Origin of the sequence: Streptomyces sp. MNU76 (genome assembly GCF_020982545.1) — a bacterium.
Classification (GTDB): Bacteria; Actinomycetota; Actinomycetes; order Streptomycetales; family Streptomycetaceae; genus Streptomyces.
In genome coordinates this window covers 188,093-205,586 of record NZ_JAJKLK010000007.1, presented here as the reverse complement: position 1 = coordinate 205,586, position 17,494 = coordinate 188,093, and the positions used below count along the sequence as shown (strand labels likewise).

Here is a 17,494-nt window from a genome sequence, read left to right as displayed (position 1 = left end):
TCGACCAGCTCATACCCCGAGCGGAGACCATCGTCACGCACTGGTATCAAGGCCGCTTTCGGCGCTGGCGGCGCGCGCGGTCCCACGCTTGCCCCCATGCCTCCAGTTCGTGATCGTCGACGCCACAAGCTCGGACAAAAGCCAGGACGAAATCGCGGCTAGGGACAGTCGCACGGGTAAGGAACCTGCCAATGGTCGTGCGAGGCAGTCGCTCGCCAACCGCAACGGCGCGGCTTTCCAGTTCGCGATACGAGCACGATCCATCCAGCTGGTACAGCTCGACCATGCCCGCGTGCAGCTCGGCAAAGTCACGAATCAAGGTGACGTGCACCCGACGCGAGCGCCGACGCTTACCAGCCACCTCGAACCTGTCAACTCGTGCCCATCTCCATAGGTATTCCGCGTGGCGTGGTTCCCCGCCGCACGCTCCCGCGAAGGCGACCACCACTTCCCGCGCGGGGACAGTGCGACCAGATGCAGCACGTGACAGGGTTGCAGCGCTATATGGAGTCCGCTCGGCCAGTTGCGCATAGGTCAACCCAGCCTCCTGGCGCCAAGAGCGAAGCCTCGACGCCAGGAGGGCCAGGGACTGATTTCGCGCGCCGATCGGGTTCTCTCGGCGCCCCATCGCTAGCTCTGCACTGCGGCCGGGACCGGCTGCAGGCTGCGGCGCAGTCGGCGCACCAGTCGAGCACCAAGGCTGCATGCCTCTCCCATGAGGACAAACACCGCCAGCGACGGCATGCCAGCCATGACGAGAGTGACCGACAACACCAAAACGATCACGATGACGACCGCTTCCGGGGCGGTCAGGGGCCGAGGCCCATGCACCAGGCACGGAGTGCGCTGATTCTTGTCGCGCATGACGAATACCTTCCAGATCGACTGCGGGCTCCAACTTCCTGCGTCACAAGGGCGGTTGCCGTCGCCCCTTGCGCGCTGCTTCTGATGTTGACAGCCACGTCGACGGAAGGGCCAATTCTCAGGCCGCGTTGGTGCAGGGATGTCCCGCCAGAGCGCAAAAAACCTGGGCGCTCTCTCAACTGACGCTGCCGCAGGTCAGCGCGGTGCCCAAGGAGCGGTTGATTCAATTTCGTCCCACCGTTGGTTGACCGACGGCCCCACGCCAGCGAACGATGGGCACGACAGTCCAGGGGTGGCTAAGGTCACTTCTGGCCCCCGATCGCTGCGGGCTCCACTCACAGATGCGGGGACATCGAGATACGGCCGCGTTGCCGCGAGGGCCGCTCGGGCTGCGGTGTCGCTCCAGGTTGCTGAAGCGACACCTAGCAGTTCGCCTACGGATTCCGCATGGGAGACGACCGGGCACATCTGTGCACGGTGGACGACAAGCGCTGCGCATCGATCCGCTGGTGGGCCTCGGCGAGGTGCCCGGCCGCCCGGTACCACACTGGGCGGGGCAAGCCTTCTGGACCAGTACGGCCGCCGTTGGGATGGTCATGACGGCAAGTCGCACATAGCCAAGCGGCTGCCCGAGCTCAGCGACGTGGCTGATCTTGTCTTGGTGGGGCGATCGACGGCGAGGCTGAATTTCGTGCTGGTGTAGATGATGTTGCCGCCGCGAGCGTGGAGACGCCATCACCTACACATGAAACTCGACAAGGTCTCGATGAAGCCGGGGTCGGACGTGGCGAAGAGGCGAAACCGTGCGGGCGTCCAGTCTCGGCCACTCTTGCCTCCTTTTTCGCACGAGGCGGCACCGGAGCCGTACTTCACGAGAGTATGGAGCAACATGCTGGTGGTCTCCCCGCTCAGTGCGCGTGGGCACTGTCCGTGATGGAGCGTGGCTTGTTGATCGCGCGGACGGACGAGAGGCGCGGACAATTTGTCCGTAGGCACTTCTCTGTCAGCTCTTGACGACCGAGTCGCAATGACCCTCAAATTCTGGCCTGTTTACAGCTCTATGCCCCTATTTGCTCTAGTTTGAAAGATGGTGCTGAAGGTCCCGGGTGCGGCACCAAAGAGCTTCACATCCTGGTCGCGACGCTGCCAGCTCTGTTAACACTTGGCGACCAGGGGCGCGGGTCAGGGCATTTTCCGTACTCTGATCCGAGTGCTCCAACGCGAAGGGACAGATCCACCGATGAGTGAAAACCTGACGCTGGGAGACCGTCTCCGTACAGCACGTAGGACACGGAAGCTGTCTGCAGCTCAACTGGCACAGAAGGTCGCAGTCTCCCCGAGCTACGTGCAGAAGCTGGAGTCTGGTGCGCGGAAGGCTTCACCGTCGCTGACGCTGGCACTCGCGAAGGCGCTGCGCTTCGGCCCCGAGGTCCTGACCGGCCAGCCCTACTACGGCGAGCCGGAAGCCGAAGACGGCGTCCACGCCGTCATCCCTGAGCTGCGCCGTCTCCTGCTTTGCTACGACAGCCCCGACGACCTGGAAATCGCCCCCCGCGCGCTTCCCGTGCTCGCCTCGGAAGTCGACCAAGTGGCGGCCCTGCGCCGCGACGCGCGCTACGCCCCGATGGGCCCCCTGCTGCCTCCGATCATCACCGAGTTGACGCACGTAGCCCTCGGGGGCGGCAACGGCGACCAGGGCAAGGCGTTCTGGCACCTGGCGCGCGCCTATCGTGCCGTGAACTCCCTGGCTCACAAGATGGGCCACCACGACCTGTCGAACACGGCTCTGGAGCGCGTCCGTTGGGCGGCTGACCGCTCCGGCGATCCCCTAATGCAGTTCACGGCCGGTTACCTCGTCGCGGGAGCGATGCTCCGCCAGGGCGCGTACTCGCCGGCACGTCGCAAGCTCCTCGCGCTGCGGACCGAGCTGGAGCGGTTCCAGCCGGAACGCTCCTTCACGCAGGATGCGCTTGCCGTCGACGGTGCGCTGCTGTTGAAGCTGGCCGTTCTCGAAGCCCGCGAGAACAACTCCGATCGCGCCGACGCGTACCTGCGGGAGGCGGAGCAGGTCGCGGGCATGGCAGGCAACCGTGACTCCCTGGCGTACGAGATGTCGTTCGGCCCGACGAACATCCGCATCCATGAGGTGCACGCGATGATCGACATGGGTGACACCGAGCAGGCTCTCGCCCGCCTCACCGAATGGTCTCCGGTTTCCGGCGGCGAGTGGGCGCCGCCCAGTACGACCGTCGGCGAGCGGTCGAGCCACCACTTCATCGACGTGGCCTCCGCGAAGCTCGCTGGGGGTGACCGGGCCGGCGCCTTCGTGGATCTCAAGCGAGCACGGAAGGTCGCGCCGAACCATACGCGGTTCCACCCGTCCGTTCGCGAGACGGCTGCGGCGCTGCTCAGGATGGACGCCCACCCTTCCAACGAGCTGTCTGCATTTGGCAGTTGGACGGGACTTAGCACAACCTGAGGTTGTGTCAAGGGCTTTGGTGAGCGAACCCCACGGACAGTCTGTCCGCGCACAATAGCTTGCTGAATGGAATGGTCTCCTCACACGCAGTGGTGAGGAGGCCTTTTCCATGTCCGACGACAATCCCGCAGCTCGCGCGGTCCCGCCGCGCTGGATGCCCATCGGCGAAGAGCCGGAGCTGTGCTCGGCAGGCGAGTGGTGGGATGCCGTACGCGCCGTGGAGGCCGTGGGCCGGCGCGCGATCGAGATCCTCCACGAGGGCGACGAGCCGGTCGGCCCGGTGATCCTGGACCACGAAGGTCCGGAGCCCCGGCTGTACTTCCTGGTTCCCGTGGGTACCGCGGCTCGCTGGGAAGAGCCGGGGACCGTTGCCCTGGGACAGAAGTGCCACGTAGTCGTGCCGTCCGCTGAGAACACGACCCCTCCGGGGATGCACTGGCATGTCCTCCCCAGAGGCCCACGATCGCTGACCCAGCCCGAGGTTCTTCGCCGTGCGCTGAGCCAGGCTCGCCGGGAGCGGCGCGGGCCTGCGGAGGAAACGGCCTCCTGATGGCTCTGAGCATCTCGTTCGTGCTGTTGCTCGGCATCGTCGTGGTCGTTCTGATCCGCAGCAAGTCCGTGAAACCCGGGCCCGCGATCGTCTGCGTGCTCTTCGGGTTCTTCCTGTCGAGCACATCGATGGCCCCGAGCATCAGCCGGTTCATGACCAGCATCGCGGACATGATCGGCCAGATTCGCTTCTAGGGTCTGTATGGAGTTGTGATCAAGGCTGTGATCCGAGGTGTCGGATCCAGAGGAGGCCGGCGCATAATTCGAGTCCGGCCTGGTAGCTTTCAGGCTTTTTGTCGTAGCGGACGGCGAGGCCACGCCAGTCCTTGATCTTGTTGATGGTGCGTTCGACGCTGTTGCGGAGCTTGTACAACTGCTTGTCCCAGGTGACGGGCCGTCCGCCGCGTGAGCCACGGTTCTTGCGGTGGGCGGCCTGATCCTTCTTCTCGGGGATGACCGCTTTGATCCCGCGTTTGCGCAGGTGGGAACGGTTCTGGCGGGACGAGTACGCCTTATCGCCCGCGACTGCGTCCGGCCGGGTGCGGGGCCGGCCGACCGGGCCGGGGACGTGGATCTTGTTCAGGACGGGGATGAACTGCGGACTGTCCCCGGCTTGCCCCGCAGTGATCTTCAGTGAGAGGGGCAGGCACTGCGGCACACAGGACAGGTGCGTCTTCGTGGTCAGTCCGCCGCGGGAACGCCCCAGGTCAGCAGCGGCGAGCCGGGCCCTGCGGCGACGCCTCACACGTCGTCGTTCTTCCCGCTCCGGGTCCAGCTGCCCGTCTTGTTCCTGGCGCGGCTAAGGCCCCCGCGGCGGCCTTCTCCAGCACGTCCAGGATCTCGGGCTCCACGATCATCCCGGCAGCATCATGATGGGCCCGGACCGTGGTCGAGTCCACGCTGACCAGCGACAAGTCCACCAGGCCCCGCTTCGCCGCCTCGGCGATCGCACCCTGGAACACCGCGGTGAACACCCCGGCATCCCGCCACTGCCGAAACCGGCCGTAAACGGTGGACCAGCGCCCGAACCGTTCGGGCAACTCCCGCCATTTCGCCCCGTTCCTGAACCGCCACACGATGCCCTCGAAGTGCGCCCGCAGATTCTCCGGGTACGGCCCATACTCACCGACCGGCAGGAACGGGGAGACGAACTCCCACTCGGCATCCGAAAGTTGAGGTCGAGACACCCCACCGTTTTACCCCAGGGCCCCCGGCTTTCCCAGGCCGGGGGCTCACGAGATCACAACTCCATACAGGCCCTAGGGTCTGTATGGAGTTGTGATCAAGGCTGTGATCCGAGGTGTCGGATCCAGAGGAGGCCGGCGCATAATTCGAGTCCGGCCTGGTAGCTTTCAGGCTTTTTGTCGTAGCGGACGGCGAGGCCACGCCAGTCCTTGATCTTGTTGATGGTGCGTTCGACGCTGTTGCGGAGCTTGTACAACTGCTTGTCCCAGGTGACGGGCCGTCCGCCGCGTGAGCCACGGTTCTTGCGGTGGGCGGCCTGATCCTTCTTCTCGGGGATGACCGCTTTGATCCCGCGTTTGCGCAGGTGGGAACGGTTCTGGCGGGACGAGTACGCCTTATCGCCCGCGACTGCGTCCGGCCGGGTGCGGGGCCGGCCGACCGGGCCGGGGACGTGGATCTTGTTCAGGACGGGGATGAACTGCGGACTGTCCCCGGCTTGCCCCGCAGTGATCTTCAGTGAGAGGGGCAGGCACTGCGGCACACAGGACAGGTGCGTCTTCGTGGTCAGTCCGCCGCGGGAACGCCCCAGGTCAGCAGCGGCGAGCCGGGCCCTGCGGCGACGCCTCACACGTCGTCGTTCTTCCCGCCCGGGTCCAGCTGCCCGTCTTGTTCCTGGTACGCCCTTTTTCCGCGGCGGCCTTCTCCAGCACGTCCAGGATCTCGGGCTCCACGATCATCCCGGCAGCATCATGATGGGCCCGGACCGTGGTCGAGTCCACGCTGACCAGCGACAAGTCCACCAGGCCCCGCTTCGCCGCCTCGGCGATCGCACCCTGGAACACCGCGGTGAACACCCCGGCATCCCGCCACTGCCGAAACCGGCCGTAAACGGTGGACCAGCGCCCGAACCGTTCGGGCAACTCCCGCCATTTCGCCCCGTTCCTGAACCGCCACACGATGCCCTCGAAGTGCGCCCGCAGATTCTCCGGGTACGGCCCATACTCACCGACCGGCAGGAACGGGGAGACGAACTCCCACTCGGCATCCGAAAGTTGAGGTCGAGACACCCCACCGTTTTACCCCAGGGCCCCCGGCTTTCCCAGGCCGGGGGCTCACGAGATCACAACTCCATACAGGCCCTAGTACTGCAACGGTCTTTGCCGTGACTGCTGGCCAGCTCTGTCGTTGGTGTGGTCATGGGTGGGGACCTTGCTGATGTCAGGTTGTGGGCGGGTGAACTGGGTGCTCTGCATGAGCGGTTCGTGCACCGGTTCAACCGGGAGGAGCCGCGTCAGTCGGCGCTGGCTTACATGCGTGGGCTGGTTGCGCCGCTGCAGCGCAAGAACGGCTGGACGCTGGCGGAGGAGGCAGGACACGCGGGTCCCGATCGCATCCACCGGCTGCTGAACCGGATTGAGTGGGACGCCGACGAGGTCCTGAACGACGTACGCGACTACGTGGTGGAACACCTCGGAGACAGCGATGCCGTCCTGATCGTCGACGACACCGGCTTTCTGAAGAAGGGCGTCCGTTCGGCCGGGGTGCAAAGGCAGTACTCCGGCACCGCCCGCACGGAGAACTGCCAGATCGGCGTGTTCCTCGCCTACGCCACCGGCCGCGGACGCACGTTGATCGACCGCCGTCTGTATCTGCCCACGTCCTGGACGGACGACCGGGAACGCTGCCGCCGGGCGGGCATCGACGACCACGTCGCCTTCGCCACGAAGGTGGCCATGGCCAAGGCGATGGTCCGCCGGGCCATCGCCGACAAGATCCCGTTCGCCTGGGTCACGGCGGACGCCGCCTACGGCTACAGCAAGGGCTGGCGGTTCGAGCTCGAGCAAGCGGACGTCTTCCACGTCATGGCCACCACCCGGCACGACACCGTCGTCACCCGCTGGTCCATCGACCACCCCGTCCACGACCTGTTCCCCGGCCTGCCCCGGCAGAAATGGAAACGCCGTTCCTGCGGCGAGGGAGCACATGGCCGACGGATCTACGACTGGGCCCGCGTCGAAGTGAGGCCCTGGCACCGCGAGGACCGCCGGCACTGGGTCCTCGCCCGCCGCAGCGTGAGCAGGCCCGAGGAGATCTCCTACTACATCGCCTACTGTCCCGCCGACACGACGCTGGACGAGCTGATCCGCATCGCGGGCAGCCGCTGGGCGGTCGAGGAATGCTTCCAGACCGCCAAGCAGGAATGCGGCCTGGACGACTACCAGGTCCGCCGCTACCCCGGCTGGCACCGCCACATGACTCTGGCCATGGCCGCCCACGCCTGCCTGACCGTCCTGCGGGCCCGACAGCTGGACACGGACAAAGCAGAAACGGATCCTCCCAGCTCATCCACCTCAGCCTCGCCGAAATCCGACGCCTGATAACCCGCCTCACCAACCGCCGACCAGCACCGGTCGACCACATCCTGCACTGGTCCCACTGGCGCCGCCGACGCCAGCACCAAGCCCGCATCAGCCACTACAAACGACGCGGACACAGCCCCTGAACTGCCCAGTACTCAGAACAAGCACCGTTGCAGTACTAGGCCGCCCCACTCGGCGCCTGAGCCGCCCCCGCCTCGCGGCGGCGGTACGGCCCCACCCGCCTCGGCCCCACCCCCAACTCGCCTGAGGCCCCCGATGACATTGACGTTTAACCCAGAGAGCACGACGCCACCTCGCACAGTTCGAACACATCGGACGAGCAGCCTCGATCTAGCATTCCGCCACCGTCCCGTTCATAGCGAGGGACTCTGATGCGCCTGGTGTATCACCCTGCTGGCCGCGACGACGACTTGGGCGTGGCCCTGATTGAGTTGCAGGCGGGCCGCTGGAGAACGGCACGGCAACTGTTGCTGGCTACGGCCACGCATTGGGCACTGCGAACGTCACGTACCCAGCTGCTCGCGGTGGCAGCCGCCCGGTCGGATGTGGTGGGCGTGTGGCTCGGCGAAGAGCCTGGCAGCTATGACGCGCAATTGATGGGTGCCCGTGTGGCTGTCGAGCGGGCGTTGCGCGCGCACAAACAACGGCATCCGCAGACGCTGGAGTTCGAGTTCAGGGCTCGCCGTGATGCGCTGCTGGCGGCTCGTCGCGCACCGCATGATCCCGTGCCGTGGGTATGCCTCCTGGCTCTGGCGCAGATCGACACGCGGCAGCTGCGCCAGGAACACCGCGTGAACCCCGGCGAGCCGATGCTGCCCAGCGGTCCGTGGGGGCTGTTGTACGAGGTCAACCGGCGTGATCCGTACAACCGGGAGGCCTACCACCGGGTGCTGCAGTTCATGCTCTCCCTGGATGGCCCGCCGGGCGCTTCCCTGGCCGCGGTCTTCGACTTCGGTCGGTCCGTAGCCTCGCAGCGGCCTGTCGGATCGTCCCTGCTGCTTCTGCCCGCGTACGCGCAGGTCGAGCAGCGACGGCGATCGCGCGCCGATCCGCTGTGGCGGCGGCAGTGGGCGCAGGAGTCGACGCTCGACTACACGCTGACCGCCTTCCACGACTGGTTCCACAAGACGCACGGCGAGCAGCGCTCAGTGGCTGACCTGAGCCTTCTTGCCTACGCGTTGTGGGCTGGCCACCAGTATCTCGAAGCCGCTGAGGTGTTCGAGGCGATGGGCCCGTACGCGGCCCGCGAGCCGTGGGCGTCTGTGCATGAAGGGGCCGCAGGGCCAGGCCCGGGTGAGGCGCTGCTCCTTCGAGCGCGCGCCGAATCCCTTTCTTACGCCCGTACCCGTAGATCGCGCGCCGGCCCGCACACATGACCGGCATCCGCTGCTCATCCAGTCCGATTTGGCATGAACCTGCCTAGTTCTTTCTCTGAGTTTGGAGGCTGACCCGTGTCTCGCTTGAGTCCGAACCATCGTGCGACGTCCCGGAAGTCCGATGACGCGTACCTGCGGGAGCTGGGCTACGAGCCCGTGCTGACCCGACGCATGGGACCGTTCGGGAACTTCGCAATCTCCTTCAGCGTCATCAGCGTCCTGTCCGGCTGTATGACCTTGTATGGCTTCGGCCTGAACACCGGCGGCCCGGCGGTGATGCTGTGGGGCTGGCTCGTCGTCGGTGCCATGGTGATGTTCATCGGCGCCGCCCTCGCCGAGGTGACCTCCGCCTACCCGACCTCCGGGGCCCTGTACTACCAGGCAGAGCAGCTCGGCGGGCGGAAGTGGGGCTGGTACACAGGCTGGCTGAACCTGCTGGGCCTGCTCGGGGCGATCGCCGGCATCGACTACGGGGCCGCGCTGTTCACGGGCGCCCTGTTCAACCTGCAGTGGGGATTCGTGCCAACGCCGGGGAAGATCATGGTGATCTTCCTGTGCATCCTCGCCCTGCACCTCGCCCTGAACCTGTTCGGGGTCCGGCTGGTCAGCATCCTCAACAGCATCAGCGTCTGGTGGCACCTCGGCGGCGTCACGGTGATCGTCGGCGCTCTGGCGATTGTCCCCTCCCACCACCAGTCCTCGGACTTCGTGTTCGGCGAGTTCGTCAACAACACCGGCTGGAGCCCCCTCTACGCGGCGGCGCTCGGTCTGCTGCTGGCCCAGTACACGTTCTGCGGTTACGACGCCTCCGCGCACCTGTCGGAGGAGACGACCGACGCCCAGGTGTCCGCATCCCGCGGGATCATCCACGCGATCGGCTGGTCGTGGCTGGCCGGGTTCGTCCTGCTGGCCGGGCTCACGTTCGCGATCCAGGACTACGCGGGCACCGTGGGCACGGCGACGGGGGTGCCGCCGGCGCAGATCTTCCTGGATGCCCTGGGTGTGGCGGGGGCGAAGGCACTGCTCCTGGTGGTGATCATCGCGCAGTTGTGCTGTGGCAATGCCGAGACCGCCGCGGCCAGCCGGATGGTGTTCGCGTTCTCGCGTGACGGGGCGCTGCCGGGCTCACACCTGTGGCGGCAGGTCGACCGCCGTACCGGCACTCCGCGCATGGCCGTGCTGCTGGCAGTCGTGTGCGCCGCACTCCTGGCCCTGCCGAGCCTGTACAGCCCGGTCGCGTACGCGGCGATCACCAGTATCAACGTGGTCGGCATCACCCCCGCGTACGCGATCCCGATCTACCTGCGCATCAAGAACCGGGACCGCTTCCAGCCCGGCCCTTGGAACCTCGGCAACTGGGGCGTGGCCGTCGGCACGATCGCCGTTGTCTGGGTGGTGTTCGTGACGGTGCTGTTCTGCCTGCCGCAGACGCGCCCCGCCGGCGGCGGCGTGGTGTCAGTGGAGACCTTCAACTACGCGCCGATAGCTCTGCTCGTCGTCCTCGCGCTGGCATGGGCGTGGTGGCGGAAGCAGGGCAGCTCGTACGAAGTGCCGGCCCAGAACTTCGACCGCTCGGCGGCCACGTACGAAAAAGAGGTCGTCTGATGACGAGAACCACGAGCAGCAACGGCACCGTGCCACGCCTGGCTGCCGCGTCCGCCCTCGAGCAGGGCGGACGCTCCGAGAAGGCCTTCTCCGTGTCCGACCTGCGGAACCTGGTCCAGGCGGGGGCGATCGACACGGTGCTGCTCGCCGTCCCCGATCTGCAGGGGAGGCTGAAGGGGAAGCGTTACGACGCGAACCACTTCCTCAAGCGCGTTGCACATCATGGCGCCGAGGTGTGCGCCTACGTCCTGGCCACCGACGTCGACATGAGCCCGGCGGACGGCTTCGCGCTGACCTCGTGGGAGACCGGCTATCAGGACCTGTCCGTGCAGCCGGCCCTGTCGACCTTGCGGGTGGTGCCGTGGCTGCCACGTACCGCCGTCGTGCTCGGCGACGCCGTGACCCACGACGGAACGTCCATCGAGATCGCACCCCGCCAGATCCTCCACCAGCAGCTGACCCGGCTGTCCAGGCACGGTCTGCACGCCAAGGCGGGGATCGAGACCGAGTTCGTCCTCTACAGGGGCACATACGCGGAAGCGGAACAGGCCGGACATCAGGGCCTGCAGCCGCTGGCCACGGAGAACCTGGACTACGCCCTCGACCATGATCCGGATTCCGACCGGTTCTTCCGCCGCCTTCAGCGCGCGCTCGCGGGTGCCGGAATGCCAGTGGAAGCGATCAAGACCGAGGCGGGTCCCGGCCAGGTCGAGGTGACGTTCCCGTACGGGCCCGCGCTCGCCGCCTGCGACCGGCACCTGCTCTTCAAGCACGCGGTGCGCACTCTCGGCTCGCGTACCGGACTGGCGCCCACCTTCATGGCGGCCCCGGAAACCGGCTGGGCCAACGGTCTGCACCTCCACGTGTCGCTGTGGTCGAAGGCCATCAGCCAGCTGAATGAGCCTGGCGGCGGGCTGTCCCAGATCGGGCAGCACGCCATCGCGGGTCTGCTCGCCGGCCTGCCGGAACTGGTCCCCTTCTACGCACCGAACGTCAACTCCTACAAGCGGTTCACACCTGGATCGTTCGCCCCGACCACGTTCACCTGGGGCTACGACAACCGCACGTGCGCCGTCCGTGTCATCGGTCACGGTGAGGGCCTCCATCTGGAGTTCCGCGTGCCCGGGGCGGATGCCAACCCTTACCTGGCTTTGTCCGCAGCCCTGGCGGCCATCGACCACGGCATCGAACAGAAGCTCGCCCTCGGTCCTGCGGAAACCGGCAACTCCTACAGGGCGGACGGCACCCCCGTGCCGCCCACCCTCGCCGACGCTCTCGCCGCCTTCGAGAACAGCGCGCTCGCGCAAGAGGCCTTCGGTACCGAGGTGGTCGAGCACTACACCCGTCTCGGCCAGCTGGAACTCGACCACGAGCGGAGCCTGGTCACCGATGCCGAGCGGCGCCGGTGGCTGGCTCGCGCCTGACAGCCATTCCTCACCGAAAGGATCCAGAGCTCCCGTGAGTGCCCGACCGGCGCGCCCGTCCCCGACATCGCTCGACCTGACACCCGCACAGATCCGGATCGTCCAGAAGGTCACGGAGGGCAAGAGCACCGACGCGATCGCCTCCGACCTCACGATCACCGCCGGCACGATCAACGTGCAGTTGAAGCACTGCGGACAGAAGCTCGGCGTACGTGGCCGGGCCGCCGTCGTCCATGCCTGCTTCGTCACCGAGCAGCTCCGACACCCCGAGAAAGCCGCTCTCCCCGGAGTCTTCTCGGACGCAGAGATCGAGACGTGGCGGATGGTCGCCATCGGTGCGACGTCAAAGGAGTACGCGGCGAGCGCTCGCATCAGCCGCGACGAAGCTCTGAGACGAATGCGAGCGTTACGGGAGCGGGTCGAGGCGGACAACGACCCGCATCTGGTGACGCTCGGCTGGAGGTACGGAGTTCTCGGCGAGTTCCTCCTCGAGATGGCCTCCGGCACCGTCCTTCGTCTCCTGACGAGCAAATGACCAGCTCAGGCCGCATTGTCAGTGGCTCTTGGCAAGCTACCCACCCACACGTGAATACCCTGCGCGCTCATCCAGTCACATGCTGTGGCTCGGCTGGGCGGCTCAGCCAGCGGAAGGGCGCACCGACGTGACCGACATGCCCAGCGCACTCCACCAGTTGGTGGGATCGGTGACCGACACGTACACCGTCGTAGCCGAACATCCCCGGCCAGGTGACATCCGGCCGTCGGTCTGGGAGGTCAACGGATCTGGCGGTGAGCGGTGGTTCGCCAAGCAGCACGCGGGTTCCCCCAAGCTGCACCGGCGCGAAGTCGACGCCTATCAGAAGTGGACGGTCTCCCTAGGTGAAGACCGTGCGCCCGAGCTGGTCGCTGCTGATGCGGAGACGCGCACCGTCCTGGTTACCGCGGTGCCCGGGCGGAGCCTGGTCACGCTGCGCCTTCCGGCCGAGCAGGAGCGCAAGGCATACGAGCAGGCCGGCGAACTCCTTGCCCGGCACCACGCTGCGGCGGCGGACGGGCCGACCGAGGACGTGACCGAGGAGGCATGGGACGAGACGGTTGAGAAGCTGCTCGACGGTGCTGCGCGGCATGTGCCGGAGCATGAGATCACGTTGGTGCGTGCGCTCCTCAAGGAGGCTCCGCCGCGTCTGCCTCAGGTGGCGGCGCATGGCGACTACATGCCCAAGAACTGGTTGTGGGACGAGACCGAGCAGTGGCTACGGATCATCGACTTTGAGAGGGCCGAACTCCAGCCCGCCGCCCGCCGGGACTTCAGCCGCCTGCGCTACCGGATCTTGATCCACCGTCCTGACCTCAATTCCGCCGTCCACCATGGGTACGGCCGTCAGCTCACCGAGGAGGAACTGGCGGCGTGCCGGACGTACGGGGCTCTGGACGCGCTCGACTCGCTGTCCTGGGGAATCAAGCACCACGACATCGGTCTCGTCGACGAGGCCCACACCATGCTGGAGAACCTGAGCCTGGAGAACCGCACGCGCATGTGGGGCGGGTGGAGTTCGTGAACGCCTTTGCCGGCACCGCCTCCTATTACCGGCGCTTTCGCCCCGGCATCCCGACCGATGTCGCCGCCCTCCTCGACCAAGCGGCTCCCAAGAGTTCTCCGCGGCGCCTTATGGACATCGGTACCGGCCCAGGGCTCGTTGTCTACGCGCTCCTGCCGTACTTCGACGATCTGTTCGCGGTCGATGCCGAGCCGACGATGCTCGCTGAGGCCGAAGCCGTGCTCCGCCCCGTGCTCTCCACCGACCACCGGTTGCAGACCCGGCACGCGCTGGCGGAGGACTTCGTGCCCCCAGAGGGATGGCGGCCGCATCTCGTGACCTGCGGTCGTGTCTTTCACTGGCTTGACCAGCCCCGCTTCCTTGACCGGCTCAGTGAGTACGTCGCACCGGATGGTGTGGTCGCGGTGTTCAGCGATCGCAGCCTGTGGACAGGAAACTGTTCCTGGCAGCAGGCCGCACGAGAAGTCGTCCAGGAGTTCCTCGGCGAACAGCGGCGCGCGGGCGACGGCTTCTTCAGCCCGGTGGGACCGCCCTATGAGGAGGTGCTGCGCGCGTCCGACTTCTGCGATGTCACCTCCACGATCGTTCCCGTGCACCGCAAGTGGAGCGTCGACCAGGTCATCGGCTACCTGTACTCGACGTCGTTCGCAGCCCAGCACCTGTTCGGCGACCGCCTGGATGCCTTCGAGGCGGCACTCGCAGGTGCCCTTGCCCCTTTCGCGGAGGGTGGGCAGCTCCCGGAGGGAAACGCCTTCACCGTGCTCACCGCCAGCCGCCCCTCCGCGCGCAAAGAACGGTGACGGGGATGAGCGAGGCGGACTGGGGCGCGGAGTTGACAGCTGACGTGCTGGAAGACCGGTACGGGTTCGTTGTCGACGTGATCGAGCCGGTACCCATGGGCACGGACACGATCACCCGGCGGGTTCTGACCGCGGACGGATTGCGGCTGTTCGTCAAGGAGTATCGGTCGGTCGCGGATGTGGATGCGGCACGGGCAGCGTTGGACATGTCGGAGTACTGCCGCGCCGCGCGGCTTCCTGTCCCGCGCGTGTGGTCCGACGCGGACGGCAACCTCGTCACGATCTCGGAGGGCAGAGTATGGGCGGTCGTCAACGAGGCGCCCGGTCGCGTGGCCACCTCGGCGATGACGGTTTCCCTTGCCGAACACATCGGTGTCGTGATGGGGCGCATGCACCGCGTCCTGGCCGCGTATCCGCTGCCGAAGCGTGTGCAGCAGTCCCGTTGGCGGGCCGGTGCCGTTGAGGACGCGGTCGCGAAGTGCGACAGCGTGATGGCCACGGGCCTGCGGCAGGGACACGACGATCTCGGGCAACTGCGGGTCGACCTCGATCACCGGCGTGAGGACCTGCACGGTCATGTCCACCGGCTGCGGGAGCAGTTGCCCGACGCGTTGGTGGAACAGGCTCTGCACGCGGACCTCACCCGTACCAACCTGATCGTCCTCGCCGATGCCGTCACCGGGGTCATCGACTTCCGCTGCGCGACCGGAATGCCGGCCTGGGAGTTGGGCCGGGCCGCGCTCGACCCGCGCACCGTCGCCAACAGCCCGGACTGGGCCGCCTGCGCGCTGGCGATGGTGGGGGCCTACTACGCGGAGAACCCCGGCGTCCCCTTGGCGGAAGTGCAGTCCTGCGCCCGGGTCGCGCTCCTGTACATGCTGTTCAGCTTCTACGGCGCCACGACCGCCGAATACGACCTTCCGCAGGAAGCCGAGGCGGACCTGAGGCAGTACTGGAGCGAGAGACAGACCACCATTCGCCGCCTGTTGAACCACATAGGTGACCTCGACGATGCGTTCGCCCGCCTTGGGGCGGACGGAGGTGGCACGTGACATGCCCACTCATTCGGACCATGCCAGCGCGCACAGCAGCCCAGCGGTGGCCCCATCCGCACCTCACCCACAGGGGGACGTCTTGTATCGCACACTGATCGACCGGCAACGGGCGGCCGAGGCAGCCGCGCCGTACGTCGCGACCGCGGTCGACGCTATCCGGGCCAGGCAGCGGATGGCGGCGGAGGGGTGGAGCCGATGACGACCGCCCCGAAAACCGCCCAGAAGGCCACGCCGCCCGAAGACGCGGAGGTGTCAGACGAGGAACTGAGGTTCGCCATCCCCGGCGACCGCCGTATCGAGGCCGCCAACGCCATCACCAGCCGCTCCATGGCTCGCCGCCTACCCCAGTTGATCCGTCGCGCCCTCGCCCTGGGCTGGCAGGTGGACCGCAACGCGGTCATCGCCCTGCTGGTTGTTCAGGTCCTCTCCGGGGTGCTGGAAGCGTTCGGGCTGATGGCCACCACCGGAGCGATCAAGCCGTTGATCGCCTCCCAGCACATCAGCAGCGACCAACTCAGGGATGCCGCACCGTCCTTGGCCGTGCTGACCGGGGCCATCGGTCTGCGCGCTCTCCTGGGCATCGCCTCGTCGTCGTTGTCGGCCCGGCTGGCGCCTCGTATCTCCCGCGAAGCCGAACTCAAGCTCCTCGATGCCGCGACCAAGGCGGAACTGTCCGCGTATGACAACCCCGGATACAACGACCGGTGGGATGCGGCCGACCGCGGCGTGGAGGTCTCCCGGGACCTCCTGACGGAGACCCAGTACATCCTCGCGGCGTCGGCGTCGCTGATCGCCTCTGCGTGTGTCTTGACTGCCGTGCACCCGATCCTTCTGCCGCTGCTCCTCCTTGCCGCGCTGCCGAAGGGTGTGGCCAGCGTGCGAGCGGCCCGCATCAGCTACATCGCCTCACTCGCCACCTCGAAGGATCGCCGACTGCTGGGGATGCTGCGCTGGTACCTGGTCGACAAACAGACCGCCGACCAGGTCCGCTCCGGCACCATGGCCCCGTTCCTGCTCGGCAAGTACCGCACGGCCGGAGCGCGGATCGACAGGACGACCGACCAGGCCACCTGGCGCGCCGCCCGGATCTCCCTGGTCGGCGGAGCCACGGGAGGCCTCGCCCACGCCGTGGTCTGGGCGGCCCTGGCGCTGCTGGTGTCCGCCGGTCAGATCTCGGTCGCCGCCCTCGGTACCGCGTTCCTTGCTCTGGGGCGTGTCAGCGCCGGGCTGGACGGAATCGTCGGCTATGGCGCCCAACTCTTCCGTACCGGCATGTACTTGGACGACTGGGCCGACTTCATCGACGAAGCCGGCGGCCACCGCATCGACCGCGGCACCCAGAAGCCGACCGGACCCACGGTCGTATGCGCCGAGAACGTCACCTTCAGGTATCCGAGCGCCGATCGCCCAGCCGTCAGCGACGTATCCCTGGAAGTCCGGCGGGGCGAGGTCGTCGCCCTCGTGGGCGAGAACGGCTCGGGCAAGACCACCCTCAGCAAGCTCCTGTCCTCGCTGTACCTGCCCGACGACGGAGCGATCACGTGGGACGGCGCCGACGCACGTGAGTTGGACGCGCACGCAGCCTGGGAGCGAGTCGCCGTCGTACCGCAGTCCTACGCGAACTGGCCCTTGTCAGCACGGGAGAACATCACCCTCGGCCAGCCCACCAAGGACGGGGACGCCGCCGTACTCGCCGCAGCCCACGCGGCGGGCGCCGACGAGGTCGTCGACGGTCTGCGCAACGGCCTGAACACCCTGCTCGCCAAGGAATGGTGGGGCGGACAGGAACTCTCGGGCGGGCAGTGGCAGCGCATCGCACTCGCCCGAGCATTCCACCGCCCGGCCGGGCTCTTGGTGCTGGACGAGCCGACGGCCGCCCTCGACCCGCGGGCCGAGCACCGCATCTTTACCGGCCTCCGCCGCCTCGCCGCAGACCGCGCCGTCGTCCTGGTCACCCATCGGCTCACCAATGTGGCGATCGCGGACCGCATCGTTGTCCTGAGTAAAGGAACTGTCATTCAGGACGGTACCTTCGACGAACTCCTCGCCCACCGCGACGGATTGTTCCGTGAACTGTGGGATCTGCAAAACGAGCGCACGGGGCGCGTCCCAGCCCCCACCGCGTCGGCTGAGGTCGTCTCGCCGGACCAGCACGTCCTGTTCTGAAATGGAGCGGATCGTCAAGAGACGTGACGGAGTTCGCCTACAACGATCAGC

At 67.1% G+C, this 17,494-nt stretch carries 14 protein-coding genes and 2 pseudogenes; 12 read left to right on the top strand and 4 right to left on the bottom strand.

What is annotated here, in order from left to right; translation table 11 throughout:
- Positions 1 to 46: 46 nt before the first annotated feature.
- Both E4N62_RS49500 and E4N62_RS18905 read right to left on the bottom strand, forming a co-directional pair.
- Positions 47 to 628, bottom strand: a complete 582-nt coding sequence (locus E4N62_RS49500) for a helix-turn-helix domain-containing protein (RefSeq protein WP_374117016.1) — start codon at positions 626 to 628, stop codon at positions 47 to 49.
- A gap of 2 nt (positions 629 to 630) precedes the next feature.
- Positions 631 to 864 carry a hypothetical protein gene (locus E4N62_RS18905; protein ID WP_230215870.1) on the bottom strand — a complete coding sequence of 78 codons (234 nt, stop codon included), beginning with the start codon at positions 862 to 864 and terminating at the stop codon, positions 631 to 633.
- Positions 865 to 2,104: 1,240 nt separating this feature from the next.
- Between E4N62_RS18905 and E4N62_RS18900 the strand changes: the two genes are divergently transcribed.
- The 3 genes from E4N62_RS18900 (at position 2,105) to E4N62_RS18890 (ending at position 4,087) form a co-directional block, all read left to right on the top strand.
- Complete coding sequence (locus tag E4N62_RS18900; RefSeq protein ID WP_230215868.1) at positions 2,105 to 3,343, top strand: helix-turn-helix domain-containing protein; 1,239 nt, start codon at positions 2,105 to 2,107, stop codon at positions 3,341 to 3,343.
- Between the two features lie 109 nt (positions 3,344 to 3,452).
- Positions 3,453 to 3,893 carry a hypothetical protein gene (locus E4N62_RS18895; protein ID WP_230215866.1) on the top strand — a complete coding sequence of 147 codons (441 nt, stop codon included), beginning with the start codon at positions 3,453 to 3,455 and terminating at the stop codon, positions 3,891 to 3,893.
- Complete coding sequence (locus E4N62_RS18890) at positions 3,893 to 4,087, top strand: hypothetical protein (protein WP_230215864.1); 195 nt, start codon at positions 3,893 to 3,895, stop codon at positions 4,085 to 4,087. The genes E4N62_RS18895 and E4N62_RS18890 overlap by 1 nt, the downstream gene beginning before the upstream one ends.
- 19 nt (positions 4,088 to 4,106) lie before the next feature.
- Here E4N62_RS18890 and E4N62_RS18885 read toward each other — a convergent pair.
- A pseudogene (locus E4N62_RS18885) lies at positions 4,107 to 5,079 on the bottom strand (IS5 family transposase).
- 95 nt (positions 5,080 to 5,174) lie between these two features.
- A pseudogene (locus E4N62_RS18880) lies at positions 5,175 to 6,144 on the bottom strand (IS5 family transposase).
- Between the two features lie 129 nt (positions 6,145 to 6,273).
- Between E4N62_RS18880 and E4N62_RS18875 the strand changes: the two are divergent.
- The 9 genes from E4N62_RS18875 to E4N62_RS18835 all read left to right on the top strand — a co-directional run bounded on the left by E4N62_RS18875 (position 6,274) and on the right by E4N62_RS18835 (position 17,443).
- Positions 6,274 to 7,455 carry an IS701 family transposase gene (locus E4N62_RS18875; RefSeq protein ID WP_230215862.1) on the top strand — a complete coding sequence of 394 codons (1,182 nt, stop codon included), beginning with the start codon at positions 6,274 to 6,276 and terminating at the stop codon, positions 7,453 to 7,455.
- A gap of 374 nt (positions 7,456 to 7,829) precedes the next feature.
- Positions 7,830 to 8,834: a hypothetical protein gene (locus E4N62_RS18870; protein ID WP_230215860.1), complete on the top strand. Its 1,005-nt coding sequence runs from the start codon at positions 7,830 to 7,832 to the stop codon at positions 8,832 to 8,834.
- Positions 8,835 to 8,909: 75 nt separating this feature from the next.
- Positions 8,910 to 10,439, top strand: coding sequence for an amino acid permease (locus tag E4N62_RS18865; RefSeq protein ID WP_230215858.1), 1,530 nt, complete (start codon positions 8,910 to 8,912; stop codon positions 10,437 to 10,439).
- Entirely contained in the window at positions 10,439 to 11,863 is a 1,425-nt protein-coding gene (locus tag E4N62_RS18860) for a glutamine synthetase family protein (protein WP_230215856.1), read from the top strand. The genes E4N62_RS18865 and E4N62_RS18860 overlap by 1 nt, the downstream gene beginning before the upstream one ends.
- 34 nt (positions 11,864 to 11,897) lie before the next feature.
- Complete coding sequence (locus E4N62_RS18855) at positions 11,898 to 12,398, top strand: LuxR C-terminal-related transcriptional regulator (protein WP_230215854.1); 501 nt, start codon at positions 11,898 to 11,900, stop codon at positions 12,396 to 12,398.
- A 136-nt stretch (positions 12,399 to 12,534) separates the two neighbouring features.
- Positions 12,535 to 13,422, top strand: a complete 888-nt coding sequence (locus E4N62_RS18850; protein ID WP_230216309.1) for an aminoglycoside phosphotransferase family protein — start codon at positions 12,535 to 12,537, stop codon at positions 13,420 to 13,422.
- Positions 13,410 to 14,222 (top strand): trans-aconitate 2-methyltransferase, encoded by an 813-nt coding sequence (locus tag E4N62_RS18845; RefSeq protein ID WP_230215852.1) that lies wholly within the window; start codon positions 13,410 to 13,412, stop codon positions 14,220 to 14,222. Before E4N62_RS18850 ends, E4N62_RS18845 begins: the two co-directional genes overlap by 13 nt.
- 5 nt (positions 14,223 to 14,227) lie before the next feature.
- Positions 14,228 to 15,274, top strand: coding sequence for a phosphotransferase enzyme family protein (locus E4N62_RS18840; protein ID WP_230215850.1), 1,047 nt, complete (start codon positions 14,228 to 14,230; stop codon positions 15,272 to 15,274).
- A gap of 198 nt (positions 15,275 to 15,472) precedes the next feature.
- A complete protein-coding gene (locus tag E4N62_RS18835; protein WP_230215848.1) occupies positions 15,473 to 17,443 on the top strand; it encodes an ABC transporter ATP-binding protein in 1,971 nt (656 codons plus the stop codon).
- Positions 17,444 to 17,494: the final 51 nt, after the last annotated feature.

What these genes read in the sequence shown, in the direction of transcription:
- E4N62_RS49500 (WP_374117016.1), bottom strand. Translation starts at nt 628, where the DNA reads ATGGGGCGCCGAGAGAACCCGATCGGCGCGCGAAATCAGTCCCTGGCC.
- E4N62_RS18905 (WP_230215870.1), bottom strand. Translation starts at nt 864, where the DNA reads ATGCGCGACAAGAATCAGCGCACTCCGTGCCTGGTGCATGGGCCTCGG.
- E4N62_RS18900 (WP_230215868.1), top strand. Translation starts at nt 2,105, where the DNA reads ATGAGTGAAAACCTGACGCTGGGAGACCGTCTCCGTACAGCACGTAGG.
- E4N62_RS18895 (WP_230215866.1), top strand. Translation starts at nt 3,453, where the DNA reads ATGTCCGACGACAATCCCGCAGCTCGCGCGGTCCCGCCGCGCTGGATG.
- E4N62_RS18890 (WP_230215864.1), top strand. Translation starts at nt 3,893, where the DNA reads ATGGCTCTGAGCATCTCGTTCGTGCTGTTGCTCGGCATCGTCGTGGTC.
- E4N62_RS18875 (WP_230215862.1), top strand. Translation starts at nt 6,274, where the DNA reads ATGGGTGGGGACCTTGCTGATGTCAGGTTGTGGGCGGGTGAACTGGGT.
- E4N62_RS18870 (WP_230215860.1), top strand. Translation starts at nt 7,830, where the DNA reads ATGCGCCTGGTGTATCACCCTGCTGGCCGCGACGACGACTTGGGCGTG.
- E4N62_RS18860 (WP_230215856.1), top strand. Translation starts at nt 10,439, where the DNA reads ATGACGAGAACCACGAGCAGCAACGGCACCGTGCCACGCCTGGCTGCC.
- E4N62_RS18850 (WP_230216309.1), top strand. Translation starts at nt 12,535, where the DNA reads ATGCCCAGCGCACTCCACCAGTTGGTGGGATCGGTGACCGACACGTAC.
- E4N62_RS18840 (WP_230215850.1), top strand. Translation starts at nt 14,228, where the DNA reads ATGAGCGAGGCGGACTGGGGCGCGGAGTTGACAGCTGACGTGCTGGAA.
- E4N62_RS18835 (WP_230215848.1), top strand. Translation starts at nt 15,473, where the DNA reads ATGACGACCGCCCCGAAAACCGCCCAGAAGGCCACGCCGCCCGAAGAC.